Origin of the sequence: Paenibacillus sp. 2RAB27, assembly GCF_052115445.1 — a bacterium.
Taxonomy (GTDB): domain Bacteria; phylum Bacillota; class Bacilli; order Paenibacillales; family NBRC-103111; genus Paenibacillus_E.
This window is the reverse complement of sequence record NZ_JBFRGR010000012.1, coordinates 21,807-37,722: the sequence shown is the minus strand read 5'-3', so window position 1 is coordinate 37,722 and position 15,916 is coordinate 21,807. Positions and strand designations below refer to the sequence as shown.

The window sequence follows — 15,916 nt, the reverse complement described above, 5'->3', positions numbered from 1 at the left end:
CCACCGTCAAGCTTAAATTCTGCTTAGCGGTGGCATAACATCTAATGCTTTAAGGCATCTTGTTCAGGTTCCTCCTCTAAGCGTCTAGTTAACTCGATAGCTGCTTGTTTGATGTTTGCATCCGATTGAAGATCCTCAACGAAGCCAAACATCTCCGTAACCTCTTCCCAATCAAACGCGGTATAACGACCTCCCGCAACGCGATATCCTTGTGGCGCAAGTACTAGCCCATAACCGTCATTAGCCTGTGTTTTTTGGAAGTAGCTCATTATTATCGGCGTCAGCATCCTTTTGTCATATTGGTTTTTGATACCGATGCTGTGAAGTGTTTTTATTGCGCCGGAGATTTTAACGAGCAGCACCCTCCTACCTCGAACCTCCGCTTTCTGTCATTCTGTTATATATTCTCGAATCATATTTCCCTTAATTTCTATTTTCTTGGAAAATCCAACAAGTGGTTCCTGTAAATACTTTTATCGCAGATCCAGAGAACTCTTTGTATTGAATTTGCCCTTATAGATTTTGCCTTATAGACAGCGCTGTGAACTGTATCATAAGTTAAATCCTCCTGCTGGATTGGATTAGTTACTGAAAAGTTCTATAGCAACTGGCAGGGAGTAAGAGCCTCGAAGTTGTACGGTACGGGTACTTGGAGTGTATGGACCTTGGATTAAATATACCTGGTGTCATGTATTCATAATGTCCCAAGTTAATAGGGAGTCAACAAGCGGTTTCAAGAAATGCTTACCTGCAAACCTATTACCGAGTACTTGCCCGTATGTTCTGTGAAGGAAAAAAGCCGATTCGAACCTTGTTTAAGGTGCGTCTCGGCTTTTGAATTTATTCGTAGGGCTACTCGATTTGATCGAAAATCAACATKGGGGATTAATGAGATCTTAACATTAAAGTGTATTGGATTTAACATATTGTACTCATAATGGTCATAGGTCATATAGCAACATGAGGGGGGATAATTTAAATGTCAAGAATAAAAAAGTCAACAACAAAATTGATTCTAGCAATTTTAGTAGTGCTTTTAGCTACAAATGGGCTTGCGATGCCAATGACAGCATCGGCAGCAGCACCCGCGACAATTCCGTCGCAAATCACATTGGCTATAGGTGGAGGCGCAGCACCCGGTAAAACGGCTATGGCTTTCAACTGGCTTACGGATTCGACGGTTAATGTTTCAGAAATCGTTTACGGTACATCTCCTGATCTAACCGGCGCAGCAACAAAAAGCGCAACAGTCGCCACGGTGAATTCTTCGACTGTAGCGGGTAGTGTTCCAAGCGACAAGCTGGTAAACGTTAAAGAAGTTCGCACCTATCGTGTAGTTGTTCAGGATCTGATACCTGAATCCAAGTACTATTACAAAGTAGGTAACGCAACCAACGGTTATTCGGCGATCTCCAGCTTTAACGCTCCTGCAGATCCTGCGGCAAAAAAACCATTTTCTTTTATCGTTACTCCTGATACACAGGGAACATCTCCAAGCACGTATCAAAACACCGCCGACTTGTACGATTATATCAAGGCGAACCATCCAGATGCCGCATTTCTCGTCCATAATGGCGACGTAGTAGAGGATGCGAGCTTTTCGGATCACTGGCAGTATTTCTTTGATGCCGCGCAAAACCTTTCTAGTACGATGCCAATCATGGCTACCCCTGGTAATCATGACAATTCAATCTATGACCAAGATTCCGCTCAGTATACCAACAGATTTAATTATTCATCTTTACAGAGACCAAGCGGTCTGTCCGCGGCTGCTGTTGGGACCGTATATTCCTTTGAATATGGAGACGCTTTGTTTATCTCTCTTAATTCTTTTGGTCTTAATCCCAGCGATGATGCTGTTCAGTGGAAATTCCTGGCCGATGAGGCGGCAGCATCGACTAAGCAGTGGAAGATTGTAGATCTTCATGCTTCGCCTTATGACCCAGGTGCAAGCCACTATGCAGTGGACAATGTAATCGGTAAAAGGTTTACCGATGCCGGCATCGATCTGGTTCTCGCCGGTCACGAGCATGCCTATGCTAGAACTACTTTAAAGACAACGTCTACTGCGTCGGGCACGGGAAGCATTCAAAAAGCGAAGTTCGGCGAAGCGCCTACCTATGTCATAGGCGGATCGGTGTACAATTACGCGTACAGCTTGAATGGCACCAAAGATACTACGTGGAACGACTTCTTCTATGATCTTCGTATCAACAAAACGGGTACAGGTGGCGGATCCATCTATTCGCCAGGCGTTTACAGCAGAGCTGAGGTTACAAGCAACTCGATCATTTATAAAACGTACTATAAGGCGACTGGCTCGGCGAATCCATTCCGTGTCATCGATGAATTCACGATTTTCAAGTCCGGAGACGAAATCACCCAGCCGATAGGTGGCGGCACAGCGCCTACCTCGATGACATTCATGTTCGACAACTTTAATGAACAAACACGCAAACCAGAAAAGGACAAGTATATTGCCCGCTTTAACTGGGTAACTCCGGTAACAACAACGACGACGCAGCTCTTTTATGCGAAAAAATCGGAATTTGACAGTAATGGCCACAAATTCACCGATTTTGTGATGGGCACCAATTTCACGGTAGACTTGAGGAGCAACATTGAGAACTTGAATTATACAGGCGCAGGGACACAATACTCCGTCGATCCTATCCAAAGCCATAAGGCACAAACGGCCGTCCTTGAGCCGGATACGGAATATGTGTACAGCGTAGGCGACGGCGTTAAAAATGTAACGAGCGTTACAGCGCCGGCCAGCTTCAAGACACCTGCCAGCAATATCAATACGTTTAACTTCAACTGGATTTCAGACGCCCAAGCAAACAGTACGCAAGGCTATGAAGCAACACTCAATAGCTATAAAAGTATGAGCAAAAAAGCGCTGGACCAAGCCTTTACAGATTTTCCGAATGCGGCGTTTGTCGTGAGCTCAGGCGACCAGGTCAACTTTGGTTTCGACACTTGGGAATGGGATGCATTCTTCGAGGCCAACCAGAGTTTGTTCTCAAGCACGCCGCTCTACATGGCGACGGGCAATCATGAGTTTGATGGAGCGGGCAACAGCTGGGCAAACAACAGCTGGACTCCTGTAGACCCCACACTGCAGAACTTTTTGGGTCGCCACAATCCGCCTAAAAATGGCGCTTCCTTCTACGGTGGCGGCGACGGCACGAAGAGCATAGTTTCAGGTACGACAAAACTGCAGCTCGAGTCCAGCAACTACTATTATGTATATGGCGACACGCTATTCTTAGTTATGGATTATCAGGATCAGAGCACTTCTGCACAGATCAAAGCACAGCAAGACTGGATGAAGGCCGTCGTGAAGCAAAATCCGACCAAATGGCGTGTTGGAATTTTCCACAAAACGCTGTTCGGATATCGGATGGCTACCCCTGTATCCTCCTGGACGGACGCCTTTGATGCAGCGGGAATTGATGTGGTGCTGATGGGACATGACCATATTTATGCCCGCACCAAGCTTTTCGCGAGTGGTAAAGTCGTTGCGGACTACGGAGACGGAACAACCTATCTAACGAACTACTCTGCAAATAAGGACAACCGCGGAGCGTTATACACTGGAAACACAGCCATTGCGTACATTGATATTAGAGAAGTTGGACGGGGTTATGCCAACATTTCGATTTCACCTACTCAAATTAAAGTAACAAGCAAAGGTTTTGATAAAAGCGATGTACTGCAAACCGGGGATGTCGACGTGCTTGTAACCAACAAGCCGCGCACTTATGATTTGCAGGCGTGGAACTATCCTGCGGAACCGCAAGTAGTCAATGAGTTTACTATCACGAATATTGCCGTTAATGGAATTGCCAAAGAAGGACAAACATTGAATACCTCAATTACCCCGACGAGCGCTACAGCATCTTTCAAGTGGGAAAGCTCGAAGGACGGTATTGCGTGGACGACTATTGCAGGAGCAACTGCTGCTACTTACGTGATCAAAGCGGCGGACGTAGGTTCATATTTGCGAGCCGTTGCAACGGGTACAAGTTTTTATAACGGAGTCGTGACCAGCACCGCCACAGCCAAGGTCACTCCTCTCGCTGGCAACAGCTCAGCAAAAATAAAAATCAAAACAGCAAGTGATTTGGTTGCACTTTCGCAGAAATTTGGCACGCCTGAATATCCGGTTGACGGTAATTACGAGCTGTCGGCGGATATTGATATGAAGGATGTGGAGTTTACATCGATCGGCAAAGCTGCAGTTCCACAACAATTTATTGGAACATTTAACGGAAAAGGTTATACCATTAACAATCTCAAAATTTCGTCCTCAGATACCAGCACTGGCTTCTTCGCTTATATCGGATCGGGTGGCAGAGTCGTAAATACGAATCTGGGGAATGTAGACATAGCCGGCGGCAGTAGAACGGGGATCATTGCAGGGGTATCCAGCGGCACGATTGAAAACAGCTATGTGGACGGCAAAGTAACTGGCACCGGCTATACAGGCGGTATAGTAGGGTTGCTCTATGCGGGTACTTTGCAAAACACTGTGATGAACGCAGCTGTTAGCGGAACCACAGTAGGTGGCTTAATTGGAGGCACCAATTACAACGGTTCTGGTTGGTCACTTACTCAACAACCAACTGTTGGGAATGTAATTTTGAATAACGACGTGAGAGGTACGGTTACAAGGATCGGCGTTACTGATTATACCGGTGGTTTCATTGGTGATATGGGCGGCAGTTCGGGTAGCTTGCTTAAAACCTTAAATGGTAACGCAATCTCATCAGAAGTTATTGCTCATGATAAAAAGCCGCTCGCAGGCTATTGGTCAAGCAGCAGGTCGATCATGGACGCCAATCAAGTGAACAACTATGACAGCACCAAGCTAAACACAACCGGAATACCTTCTGGAACCATTCCTGCTTTTGTAGGGAAGTCGACAGCTGATTTTGCACTGCAAGCAACTTACACGGCTTTGGGATGGGACTTTACGAACATTTGGAAATGGGATACAACGAAAAACGTCCCCGTGCCTCGAGTGCTTGATCTTGGCGGCGCTCCAGCACAAATGAAAATCAAAACAGCAAGTGATTTGGTAGCACTGTCGCAGAATTTTGGCTCAGCTGAATATCCGTTAGACGGAAATTACGAGGTGTCGGCGGATATTGATATGAAGGATGTGGAGTTTGCAACGATCGGCGGAAACGACACTTCAAAGCCATTTATAGGCACATTTAACGGAAAAGGTTATACGATAAGTAATCTCAAAATATCGACCAGTAAAAATAGCACAGGTTTCTTCGCTTATATCGGCGAAGGAGGCAAAGTCGTTAATCTGAAATTGACGAATGTCGATATCGTAGGTGGTAATAGCACAGGTGCCATTGCGGGAGCTTCCCTGTTGGGAACAATTGAAAACAGTTATGTGGACGGTAAAGTAAAAGGTGGCAACTATACAGGCGGTATTGTAGGTACGCTCCATGCGGCTACTTTGAAAAATAACCTCTTACTTGCCGAAGTGACTGGAACTACAGTTGGAGGTTTGATTGGCGGTACTGGCTGGAACGGCGGAGGTTCGCCTATTACCCTACGACATGAATTATCGCCAACTGTAATTCTGAATAACTATGTGGGGGGAACGTTTGATAAGGTTGGCACCTATTCCGGAGCTTTGGTTGGGGATATGGGTGGTTCCGCAGGCAATCTGCTCCAAACCTTAACCGGTAATGTGGTAGCCAATTCCATTGTTGGGTCTACTCCTCCCGGACCAATCGCAGGCTACTGGTCCAGCAGCAGGCCGATCGTCGACACCAATCAAGTCAATTACTATGACGGCGCGAAGTTAAGCACAAGTGGAGTGACTGCAACGGCTGTCCCTGCATTCAAATCAAAGACGGTCGCTGATTTTGCACTGCAAGCAACTTACACGGCTTTGGGATGGGACTTTACGAACATTTGGAAATGGGATACAACGAAAAACATACCCGTGCCTCGAGCGCTTAAGCTCGGCGATGAGGAAGAAGATAACTTCTTAAGCATTATTGCATCGGCAGACCAAGATGGTAAAATTACTCCAGAAGGAAATGTTTTGGTCGAGCGCGGACAGGGTCAGAAGTTTACATTTACACCGAATCAATATTATGAAATTGACACCGTAAGAGTTGATAACGTGGTAAATGATGCTGCGGCGGCGGCAGGTGAGTATATGTTTGAAAATTTGACAGCGGTGCACAATATTCAAGTCACGTTTAAGCTGTCCAATCCTTCTTCCACCGGAGGCGGCGGTAACGACAATAGTAATGGTAATGGTAATGGTAATGACAGCAAACAAACGCTGCCTTCAGGCAGCGGTGGTATAGCTAAATTTGTGAATAACGCCATTACGATCGTAGTTCCTGCAGGGGCATCAGAGAAAGAATTGACGATTACAGTTGAGAAGGTATTGAATACTTCTCAGCTCGTAAGCGATAAAGACGTTCTTCTTAGCCCAGTGTATGAAATTTTGAAAAACTTCACGGGAAATTTCTTGAAGCCGATCGCGCTGACCTTCACGTTCGATCCGAAAATGGTCGGCGCGAATCAAACCGCATCTCTCTTCTACTATGATGAAGTGAAAAAGACTTGGGTGGAAATCGGAGGCAAGGCGAACGGCGACCAGATTACGGCGGAAGTCGATCACTTTACGAAGTTTGCGGTATTCGCCGTAGATAAGAAAGTTGAAGAAAATACTGAAAGCCAGCCAGAAGAGAACTTGGAAGTAAAGTTCAGCGACATTGCAGGCCACTGGGCGGAAGCAAGCATCAAGCAGACAGCGGCGAAGGGCATTGTCAGCGGCTATTCTGACGGTACATTCAAGCCGAACGGCGAGGTTACCCGCGCGGAGTTTGCGGTCATGCTGGCTCGCATGCTGAAGCTGCAAGGAAACGGAGCTGCCCTAGAATTTAACGATAAGGCTAGCATTGGCGAATGGGCGAAGCAAGGCATCGCACAGGCTGTGCAAGCCGGAATCGTGAAAGGTTACGGGGATGGCAGCTTTAGGCCGAACGCGAACATTAGCCGCACCGAGATGGTGACGATGATCGCGAATGCGCTTGGTATCGCCAGTAACGCCAAAGCGGCAACCACATTTGCAGATGACGCCGAGATCCCTGCATGGGCTAGAGCAGCAGTTGCGGCAACTATGGAGCAAGGTATCGTTCAAGGACTTAACGGCAACAAATTCTCACCGAATCAAACGGCGACAAGAGCCGAGGCGACGGTCGTCCTTATTAGAGCACATGTGTTTGCCAGCAAGTAAGTTTCATCTGATCCACAAAACCGGGCCCCGGGTACTTGAAACAGGGGTCTGGTGATTTATTTAGCTATAAACTACCTTGAGGAATTTCTGTTTTCAATCTTCAGTAAGGTGACTTTTATTTGCCTTTCTCGAGTAGTTTTTCCGCTCTATAACTAATTGAACTTAAAGGTTCTAAACAACAATGCATCATGGCACTTCTGGTCGTATCCCGACGTATGCCCTGAAACCATTTGCAGAGAAAATCCTCCAATTGGAGCGATTGGATTTCGTGGTCGGATAACCGGATTGCGACGGGTGAAGAGGAATAGCGGAAAGACCGCGTGGAACGGGAACTTGGCGTACAGTGTGATATCACTGTACGCCTTTTTGCGATGCTTCGGAGGTCGTGCAACGTAGATAATCATTCACAGGCGTATATTCCTATGAGACAATACGATTGAAACAAACTGCTTGCATATTCTTTGTGATGGGGGTACATACTGTGAAGCTGGAAAGGCTCTTATCCATAATTATTCTGCTTCTGAACCGCCGTGTGGTGCAAGCCAAGGAGCTCGCGGAGCGGTTCGAGGTGTCCATACGAACGATATATCGAGATATTGAAGTAATTAATGGGGCTGGCATCCCTATCGTTACCTATCAGGGAACGAATGGTGGCATTGGACTGATGGAAGGTTACCGCTTGGATCATAATGTACTTACCAACAATGAGCTTGCGGACATCGTTACCGCCCTCCGCAGCATCTCAACCTCATACGGCAACGAGCAACAACTGCGGTTATTGGAGAAAATCCATAGCGTTGTCCCGCCTGCATACTCCGAAGATTTCCAACATAAGACGAACAGCGTGTTGATTGACTACTCGCCTTGGGACGGCAATGAAAGGCTGCAACCGAAACTTCAGCTATTAAAGGAAGCCGTAGATAAGTGTCTGATAGCTAGATTTACCTATTCCAATGCCGAAGGTGAAATATCATACCGTACGGTAGAGCCGTATATGCTCATCTTAAAAGGGAGACAGTGGTACTTGCAAGCCTACTGCCTGGAGAAAGAGCAGTTTCGGCTGTTCAAGTTAATGAGAATGAGGGAGCTGGAGATAGCTCCAGGAAGCATATTCATTCGCCGAGAGCTTCCGATGCAAGAGCGTGACACAGGTCAAAACCCATGCGAGCCTTCCCGGGTGACAGAGATCGTCTTGCGTTTTCATGCTGACTCTCGTCATTTGGCTGAGGAGTGGTTTGGCATCGAAGGGCTTGTGCCAGATGAAGACGGCAGTTGGCTAGTAAGGAAGGCATATCCGGAAGATGATTGGTTGTATAGATTCATTCTCGGCTTGGGTCACCATGCAGAGGTACTTGAGCCACCCCATCTGCGGGATATTATCGCTACTCGTGCAGAGCAAGTTGCGAAAATATATCGCAGAGATAAATCAACCTGACAGAGAGATGTCAGGTTTGTTGTTTTATACTAAACTCATTCCAATTAAAGGAGAATGAGTAGTAATGAAACAAGACCAATCTGAATTGAAACACTCGCTGTCGGTAGATTCGGCTACCCGCAAACCAATGGAGCCTGCACGTATAGAGGAACTTCCCTCTTTCACGCTAGCTGGAATTAGCGTCGTCACAACAAATGAAGCCGAATTTAGTGATAAAGGCAAAATCGGCAAGCTGTTTGAACAATACTACATACACGATATTGGCGGACAACTGGCCGCCTATGTTCAGCAACAGGGTCAATATAGCTGTTACTTCAACTACGAACAGGGCGATGCCGGACGGTATGAAGTAATGGTTGGCGTAAACGTTCGGGAAGGATTGCAGGATCAATATCMAGAATCCGTATCGACGTTCACAGTTCCTGCTGCGAAATACGCCGTATTCGTTACAGAGCGGGGACCGATTATAGAGATGGTGCAGCGGGCTTGGGGCGATATTTGGCAATGGTCGCGACAATCCGGCAATGATCGAGCGTTCACAGGCGATTTTGAGTATTATAAACAGAATATCAATCCGAATGACGGGCAAGCTGAAATTTATATCGCTTTACGCCAATAGCCTGTTGCCGTCACCTGAAAAAATAGGATGCGACGATATTCCAGCTTGTAACGACAAAGCCTATGCCATGTATTTTAACTGTCATACCATGTTGGTTGACACATTCAAGGAACTTTTTAGAGATAAATTTAAATTTGAAGGCAATCGAGCGATTGTGTTCGAGGAGAACGATGAAATACCTGTCGACGAATTAAAACAATGTATTGCATCGTCTCTCACTTACCATACCAGAAAGCATCTTCCAATGCTGGGTATATGATAACGTCATTCGTCATCCGTTCCCGACTCTCTCCCATCCTGCAATTTTTGTAAAATCTTGATCTGTTTTGTCGCCCCAATATGCTAGAATAAGAGAATTAGATGGAATAATTAGGCAGAGGGGCTTATAGATGAGGAACAAGAGTGGGATTCTCGTGGTGGGTTGTCTTGGTTTCATTGGCATAATGGTGTTAATTGCGATCATTACAGCAGTAGTTGTATGGGGACAACGGGGGACGGCGATTGCGCTAGATGAGAAGATCAAGTCGCAGCACGTCGCGAATAAGTCGAACTACGATAACATGTGGAAACGATTCAAAGAGATGGCGCAAGTCACCGACATGCAAGCTGATGATATCAAAAAGGTATATACCGACCTCATCGCGGGTCGTTACACGAATACACAAGCTCTTTTCCAAACGATCCAAGAGCAGAACCCGCAGATGAGCAGTACGTTGTATACGAAGCTGCAAAATGAAGTATCTTCGGCGCGAACCGAATTCGACCGGAATCAGAAGAAAATTGCCGATCAAGTCCGTGAGTATAATACGCATATTCGGAAGCATGTGCTGATGAATGCGATTTTCCATTTCGAAACGATGGACGCGGAGAAATTCATTATTACCTCAGACCGCACGAGTGATGCGTATCAGACAGGCAAAGATAACGAAGTGAAGCTGAGGTAGCAGATGGCGTATTGGACAGCGTTATTTCTCGTAATGATTGTTGGTTTTGCCATCGAACTTGTGACGGCCCGTAAATGGTGGCGGTACGTGCTAATATCGCTACTCGCCGTAATCCTATTCGCAAGTGTGGTAGCCGGTGATTTCTATCTACGGACAGTGGATACGGAGGTCTGGTCTGGGCGTGTAACGGACTTAGAGCACATCGAAGAGTGGGACGAGTGGATCCCGGGTAAGGAAGAATGCTCGAATGATGACAATGGGCGCAAGAGGTGTACCCAAAGGCCGGGACATTTCGAGCACCATAAGGAAATAAACAAGATTAAAACCTCGGACAACGGATGGTTTGAGGTCAATGAATCCATGGATGGAAGAACTACTTTCACCAATCGCTCCCCCAATTCGACATCAGAGTTGGCCAAATACTATCCACTTGGGACACCTTCGGCCTCCGTACACAGGTATGTGAATAAGGTGAGAAGCTCTTACAGCCTTTTTAAGCATAACGATATTGATCTAAAAGATTACCCAGGACTGCCTGGATACCCGAGCCACGTCTCGGAGGTGCTTCATGTCGATCGGATTGTGGGTGATGTGCCGAACAAGCCCAGAGCGTTGGCGGCGTTGCAAGCTTGGAATTCCGAGCTCAACAAAGCAGTGCCAGACCCCGATCAACCTGGAGAGACGAAGTCGTGGAAGCAGGTAAATTTGATTTTTGTGAATATGGGGATGGATCTGCCGCAAGAATACGGCTATGCCCTCCAGGATAAATGGAAGAACGGCAACAAGAATGATTTCATTGTGAGTTTTAGCCCGGCTTCGGATGGCTCTATGAATTGGGTGCATGCTTTCTCATGGAGTGAAGTGGATATGCTCAAGCTTGAGGTGCAGGATTATATGACGGAGCAGGGGTATGGCAAGGATTTTGCGCCGATCGTGGATCATGTAGCTCAGATGGTGGCGGATCAATTCGTCAGAAAACAGTTTGCGGACTTTGACTATTTGCAAATTGAAGTAAGTGATACGTCGATCTATATCATTTGGGGACTTGAGATGTCTCTGCTGGCATTTTACATGTACAGATGCATCAAAACCTTCCTTCATCGTCGACGGAAGATGACATTGTATTCATAAGTAAAAGCGTTCTTCCGCCGGATGGTGAGAGAGCGCTTTTTTTCATGCCTAGCTAACCTCTCGTTAAATTAACAAAACAAAAATAATTACCTGTTATACCCCTTACAATTAAGTAATACAATGTGTGGATTACGCTAAGTTAACGAAAGGAAACGAGGCGATGATACCAAAATGGATGAAGTCGACGCTGAAAACTATCCTTGTCGCAGTGATCGTGTATTTTGCTCTGCGAAGCTTGCCACTTCAAGGTGCTGACCTGGTTGCGTTCCTAAAGCGTGCGGATTATCGATTCTATCTATCGATGATTCTATTTGCCGTCTTTTTAATGTTACAAGCGAGCATTTGGGTACTCATCGTTAATGGAGTAGGCATGGGAATCGCGCAAGCGGGCAATAGTCACAAGCTTAGTCTACTGTCAGGTTTGAGGATCTTCCTTGATTCGCAATTTGCGAAGTACATCCCAGGCGGCATTTGGAACTATGCGGGACGTATCGTGCTTGCTACGAGGGCAGGTGTTCCCTTGGCAGCGCAGTTCGCTGCTATTCTATACGAGAACATTCTGTTGGTATTCGCTGCACTCTCATACGCCCTCTTACTCGCTATGAACTTGGTCGCGAAGCCAACACCCATTCTCTTATCTATGCTAACAGCCGTGGCTGGTGTTTATGTGTGCTATGCCCGCATTGTGGCTTGGATTAACCGATTAATTCGGTGAGCTTCCAAGAGGAATTGGCTGCAGAAATGGTTTGAGCGAATCACGAAGCCCAATGACCCACCTTCCAAAGTGAGTTCAGTCTTCCCCGCATACACGCTGTCTCGCAATCAATTTTTTGCGTATTTGTTATGCTTCATAGGTAGTCACTTCGTGATGGGAATCGCTTTTTGGATGCTAACGACAAGCTTTGACGCCGGCCATATCAGCATCTTATATGCTGCGGGTACGTTCGCAACGGCATGGTTGCTCGGTTTATTGAGTCCACTTCCAGGTGGGCTTGGGATAAGGGAAGGATTTCTTGTTTACTTTTTATCACTTAAGTTACCTACAGATGTGGCAGTGCAGATATCGATCATTGCTCGGTTATGGAACGTGATGGCTGAAATTACGTTCTGGATGAGTATTCAGATGGTCAGCAGACTCGCGAGGAAGGTGAGAAGTTATGAATCGTAAAAAGGTCGTACTAGTTACCGGGGTATTTCCACCAGGAATCGGTGGGATGCAAAGTTATTACTTCAACCTGTCCAAACATACCAAACATGACATTACCGTGCTGGCTCCTGAGTATCCGGGGAGTGAAGCATTCGATGACGAACAGTCCTTTCGGACAGTGCGTGGGTCATTTATGCGTGGAGAACGTGCACACTTTTTGAGTTGGGGACGATTGTTCAGCCACGTGAAAAAGATGATGACGGTTGAAGAACCAGATGTCACGGTATATGGCTATGTGCTAATCGGTTTCATTGGATTGCTGTTTAAAGTGTATGGCGGTCGGCGCTATGTCATTTCGACACATGGTATGGATATGCTTATGTTTCGTCGTTTTTTCGGCTTAAATTATTTAGTTAAACAAATATTGATACATGCTGATGGCGTGTTGACGAATAGTTTATTTACTAAAAGGTTCGTGGAGGATTATGGGGTTAATCCTTCTCGTATTAGTCTTGTGCATCCTGGTGTAGAGGCCGTTTTTGAGCGGAAACCTGTCAATGTGGAGCTACTTCGACGACATGGGCTTGAAGGTAAATATATTATTTTATCCGTAGGGAGATTAGTCACGCGAAAAGGGCAAGATCGGGTCATTGAGTCGATGCCTCAAATTATCCAACACATTCCCAATGCGGTGTATGTCATTATTGGTGATGGTCCAGATCGAGCCCGCCTCGAGCAGCTTGCCATTACTACAGGCGTTGCGAATGCTATCATGTTCATTGGAAGCGTTAGCGGCGGTGAGGAATTGAATGACTATTATAACTTGGCTGATCAGTTCATTATGGTATGCAGGGAACTGGAGAAGGGGGATGCGGAAGGGTTTGGCATTGTATATCTGGAAGCAGCATCGACGGGTATCCCGGTTATTGCAGGAAGATCCGGTGGCGCTCTAGAAGCGGTACTTGATGGAGTGACAGGCGTTCTCGTGGATCCAAATTCACATGCCGAAATTGTAGAAAGCGTTCTCCAGTTGGCAAGGGATGAGGCGTTCAGAGAAAGGCTTGTACAAGGTGGTTACAGACGTGCGAAGTCCAGTTTCCAATATGAAGTACTCACAGAGACGTTCGATCAATACGTGGAAATCCTTTGTGCGACCCACTCTCCACGTGAAAAGATTATCAGAAGTCGATTCGATGTGAAATCATAATAGTTGATAAGACCGCAGGTCCTTGTTATATTTCAAATAGAGGAATGCTCCTAGTAAACCTGTGGAGGTGAGACCTATGGAAATGACGTATTTGAGGACATTTCGGGAAGTGGCGAAGTGGGGAAGTTTCACGCGGGCTGCGGAAACGCTAGGTTATGCGCAGTCAAGCATCACGGCTCAAATTCAGAAACTTGAGGAATCCTATGGCGTTGTTCTCTTGGAACGTTTTGGACGGAGTATGAAATTAACGATGGCTGGAGAAGCACTCCTGCAATACGCGAATGATATTCATAGGTTACATGAAGAGTCCAAGGAAGTCGTATCCAAGCAATCTAAAGGGACGCTCACGATAGGGACGATTGAGACGCTAGCGGCTTTCTATCTGCCCCCGTATCTACAGGCGTATCGCCGCGATTACCCAGACGTCAACATTGTCATTCAACCGGGGAATGAGCCCTTCATTATTGAATCGGTGAAAGAAGGCGTTATGGACATCGGGATCATTCTGGACCCGCCATTTACGGATCCAGAGCTGGAGAGCCGTATTTTGAGAGAAGAACCACTTGTCATCATTGTTAGTCCCGATCATAAATTAGCTGGGCAAAGTGAAGTTCACGTGGAAGATCTGCAGAATGAATCTCTGATCCTGACGGAGGATGGCTGTACATACCGCGCTATGTTACTTAAGGTATTGAAAGGACATCAGGTAAGTTACAACTTATCTTACGAATTCGGCAATCTGGAGGCGATCAAGCAGTGCGTGATCTACGGTCTTGGGATTGCATTATTGCCCCGAATTGCCGTCGCCGAGGAAATACGCAAAGGCCAGATCGTCGCGATTCCTTTCGTTCATTCAGCGTGTAAGTTCTACACGCAATTGATTATCGCTAAGAAAAAATGGAAATCGAAAGCCTATCTAGGATTTCTAGAGGTACTTGGCGGCGCTAACTATCGAAATGACTGAAGTATAGGTTCGATAACTATCGATAACTCCAGTGTTTAGGGTTGTGATACATTAACATCAAGAAATCGACAAACCCACTGGAGGTAACCCAAATGACTATTCAAACAACCAAATCGCTCGTTCTTGAGACGCCTGCCCCATCACCGGAGCATACGCACCAGCACTATATGAATAAGCTTTCGGTGGAAACGGACGTTGCGGATGTGCGTTATGACATGCAGCATGGCTACAATGACTTCCTGCTCATCGATGTTCGCAGTGCAAAAGCCTACGGAGAATGTCATATTCCCGGTGCAATTAACCTCCCTTCCAATCTAATCAGCGTCGAAACGACGGCTTCCTTTTCCAAAGATCAAACGATCGTCGTTTATTGCTGGGGGCCAGCTTGCAACGGCGGTACCAAAGGGGCCGCTCGTCTCTCAGGCCTTGGGTTCAAGGTGAAAGAGATGTTAGGCGGTATCGAGTACTGGAGGAAAGAAGGGAATGAGGTCGAAGGAACGCTTGGCCAAACAGCCCCTTTAATCGGGTGAAAATAACGAAAAGAGGCTGTCTCAAAAGTCAATTTAGACTTTTTGAAACTGCCTCGTTTTTCATTAATGACCGATGAGCAAGGAACCTGCTTCCCGCAACTGGATTTTCTCCATCTATTTGAAGTGGAATTCTCGAATTCCGAAGATTACCTGTATTTCCTGTAGTTAAATTCCTTCGATGTGTTCGATTCTTCAAATTTCATACGAATTACATGTACTTTCTCCATCTAAATACGAAAATACGTCAAATTCGAGCAAATTAGCTGTAGTTTATGCATCTAAAGACGAATCGGCACTCACCTTGCGTTCGCAAGCTACAAATCAACCTCAAACCTTTCTCAGGGCTGTCTTTTGGGACAGCCCTTGTATTCGTGTGGATTAGCGTTCTTAAGCGTCGGCATCTTCTGATTGCGAAAGTAAGCGATCTAGCTTAAGTGTGACTCTAAAGGTATGCTCAGCAATTTGTTGCTTGTTCGTGACGATAGCTTTATACGAAATTGGTTTACCTAAGTTTTCTAAAATCCCCATAGGAACAGCTCCTTTGACATCTAGTTTCCTAGGAAACAACGTAACGGGATAAGGCAATGAGAAAAAGGGATTTAACATAGCCAATAACTCCTGACACAGGTATGATAATGACGAAAGGCATTT

At 46.1% G+C, this 15,916-nt stretch carries 12 protein-coding genes; 10 read left to right on the top strand and 2 right to left on the bottom strand.

The features are described from left to right. Positions 1-41: 41 nt before the first annotated feature. Positions 42-362 carry a hypothetical protein gene (locus AB4114_RS17705; protein WP_441989652.1) on the bottom strand — a complete coding sequence of 107 codons (321 nt, stop codon included), beginning with the start codon at positions 360-362 and terminating at the stop codon, positions 42-44. Positions 363-979: 617 nt separating this feature from the next. Between AB4114_RS17705 and AB4114_RS17700 the strand changes: the two genes are divergently transcribed. The 10 genes from AB4114_RS17700 to AB4114_RS17655 all read left to right on the top strand — a co-directional run bounded on the left by AB4114_RS17700 (position 980) and on the right by AB4114_RS17655 (position 15,265). Then, entirely contained in the window at positions 980-7,288 is a 6,309-nt protein-coding gene (locus AB4114_RS17700) for an S-layer homology domain-containing protein (protein ID WP_441989651.1), read from the top strand. A 481-nt stretch (positions 7,289-7,769) separates the two neighbouring features. After that, positions 7,770-8,723 carry a helix-turn-helix transcriptional regulator gene (locus AB4114_RS17695; protein WP_441989650.1) on the top strand — a complete coding sequence of 318 codons (954 nt, stop codon included), beginning with the start codon at positions 7,770-7,772 and terminating at the stop codon, positions 8,721-8,723. Positions 8,724-8,787: 64 nt separating this feature from the next. Continuing rightward, complete coding sequence (locus AB4114_RS17690; protein WP_441989649.1) at positions 8,788-9,342, top strand: GyrI-like domain-containing protein; 555 nt, start codon at positions 8,788-8,790, stop codon at positions 9,340-9,342. Positions 9,343-9,731: 389 nt separating this feature from the next. Then, positions 9,732-10,286, top strand: a complete 555-nt coding sequence (locus AB4114_RS17685) for a hypothetical protein (protein ID WP_441989648.1) — start codon at positions 9,732-9,734, stop codon at positions 10,284-10,286. 3 nt (positions 10,287-10,289) lie between these two features. Next, entirely contained in the window at positions 10,290-11,417 is a 1,128-nt protein-coding gene (locus AB4114_RS17680; RefSeq protein WP_441989647.1) for a hypothetical protein, read from the top strand. Positions 11,418-11,577: 160 nt separating this feature from the next. Beyond that, positions 11,578-12,132, top strand: coding sequence for a hypothetical protein (locus tag AB4114_RS17675; protein ID WP_441989646.1), 555 nt, complete (start codon positions 11,578-11,580; stop codon positions 12,130-12,132). 153 nt (positions 12,133-12,285) lie between these two features. Beyond that, entirely contained in the window at positions 12,286-12,585 is a 300-nt protein-coding gene (locus AB4114_RS17670; RefSeq protein WP_441989645.1) for a hypothetical protein, read from the top strand. Then, positions 12,575-13,771 carry a glycosyltransferase family 4 protein gene (locus tag AB4114_RS17665; RefSeq protein ID WP_441989644.1) on the top strand — a complete coding sequence of 399 codons (1,197 nt, stop codon included), beginning with the start codon at positions 12,575-12,577 and terminating at the stop codon, positions 13,769-13,771. The genes AB4114_RS17670 and AB4114_RS17665 overlap by 11 nt, the downstream gene beginning before the upstream one ends. Before the next feature lie 76 nt (positions 13,772-13,847). Continuing rightward, positions 13,848-14,735, top strand: a complete 888-nt coding sequence (locus AB4114_RS17660) for a LysR family transcriptional regulator (RefSeq protein WP_441989643.1) — start codon at positions 13,848-13,850, stop codon at positions 14,733-14,735. Positions 14,736-14,827: 92 nt separating this feature from the next. Further along, the gene (locus AB4114_RS17655; protein WP_441989642.1) at positions 14,828-15,265 is read left to right on the top strand and encodes a rhodanese-like domain-containing protein; all 438 of its coding nucleotides are present in this window, start codon (positions 14,828-14,830) and stop codon (positions 15,263-15,265) included. A 387-nt stretch (positions 15,266-15,652) separates the two neighbouring features. Here AB4114_RS17655 and AB4114_RS17650 read toward each other — a convergent pair whose 3' ends face one another. Next, the gene (locus tag AB4114_RS17650) at positions 15,653-15,871 is read right to left on the bottom strand and encodes a hypothetical protein (RefSeq protein ID WP_441989641.1); all 219 of its coding nucleotides are present in this window, start codon (positions 15,869-15,871) and stop codon (positions 15,653-15,655) included. Positions 15,872-15,916: the final 45 nt, after the last annotated feature.

What these genes read in the sequence shown, in the direction of transcription:
- AB4114_RS17700 (WP_441989651.1), top strand. Translation starts at nt 980, where the DNA reads ATGTCAAGAATAAAAAAGTCAACAACAAAATTGATTCTAGCAATTTTA.
- AB4114_RS17685 (WP_441989648.1), top strand. Translation starts at nt 9,732, where the DNA reads ATGAGGAACAAGAGTGGGATTCTCGTGGTGGGTTGTCTTGGTTTCATT.
- AB4114_RS17680 (WP_441989647.1), top strand. Translation starts at nt 10,290, where the DNA reads ATGGCGTATTGGACAGCGTTATTTCTCGTAATGATTGTTGGTTTTGCC.
- AB4114_RS17675 (WP_441989646.1), top strand. Translation starts at nt 11,578, where the DNA reads ATGATACCAAAATGGATGAAGTCGACGCTGAAAACTATCCTTGTCGCA.
- AB4114_RS17670 (WP_441989645.1), top strand. Translation starts at nt 12,286, where the DNA reads ATGGGAATCGCTTTTTGGATGCTAACGACAAGCTTTGACGCCGGCCAT.
- AB4114_RS17665 (WP_441989644.1), top strand. Translation starts at nt 12,575, where the DNA reads ATGAATCGTAAAAAGGTCGTACTAGTTACCGGGGTATTTCCACCAGGA.
- AB4114_RS17660 (WP_441989643.1), top strand. Translation starts at nt 13,848, where the DNA reads ATGGAAATGACGTATTTGAGGACATTTCGGGAAGTGGCGAAGTGGGGA.
- AB4114_RS17655 (WP_441989642.1), top strand. Translation starts at nt 14,828, where the DNA reads ATGACTATTCAAACAACCAAATCGCTCGTTCTTGAGACGCCTGCCCCA.
- AB4114_RS17650 (WP_441989641.1), bottom strand. Translation starts at nt 15,871, where the DNA reads ATGTTAAATCCCTTTTTCTCATTGCCTTATCCCGTTACGTTGTTTCCT.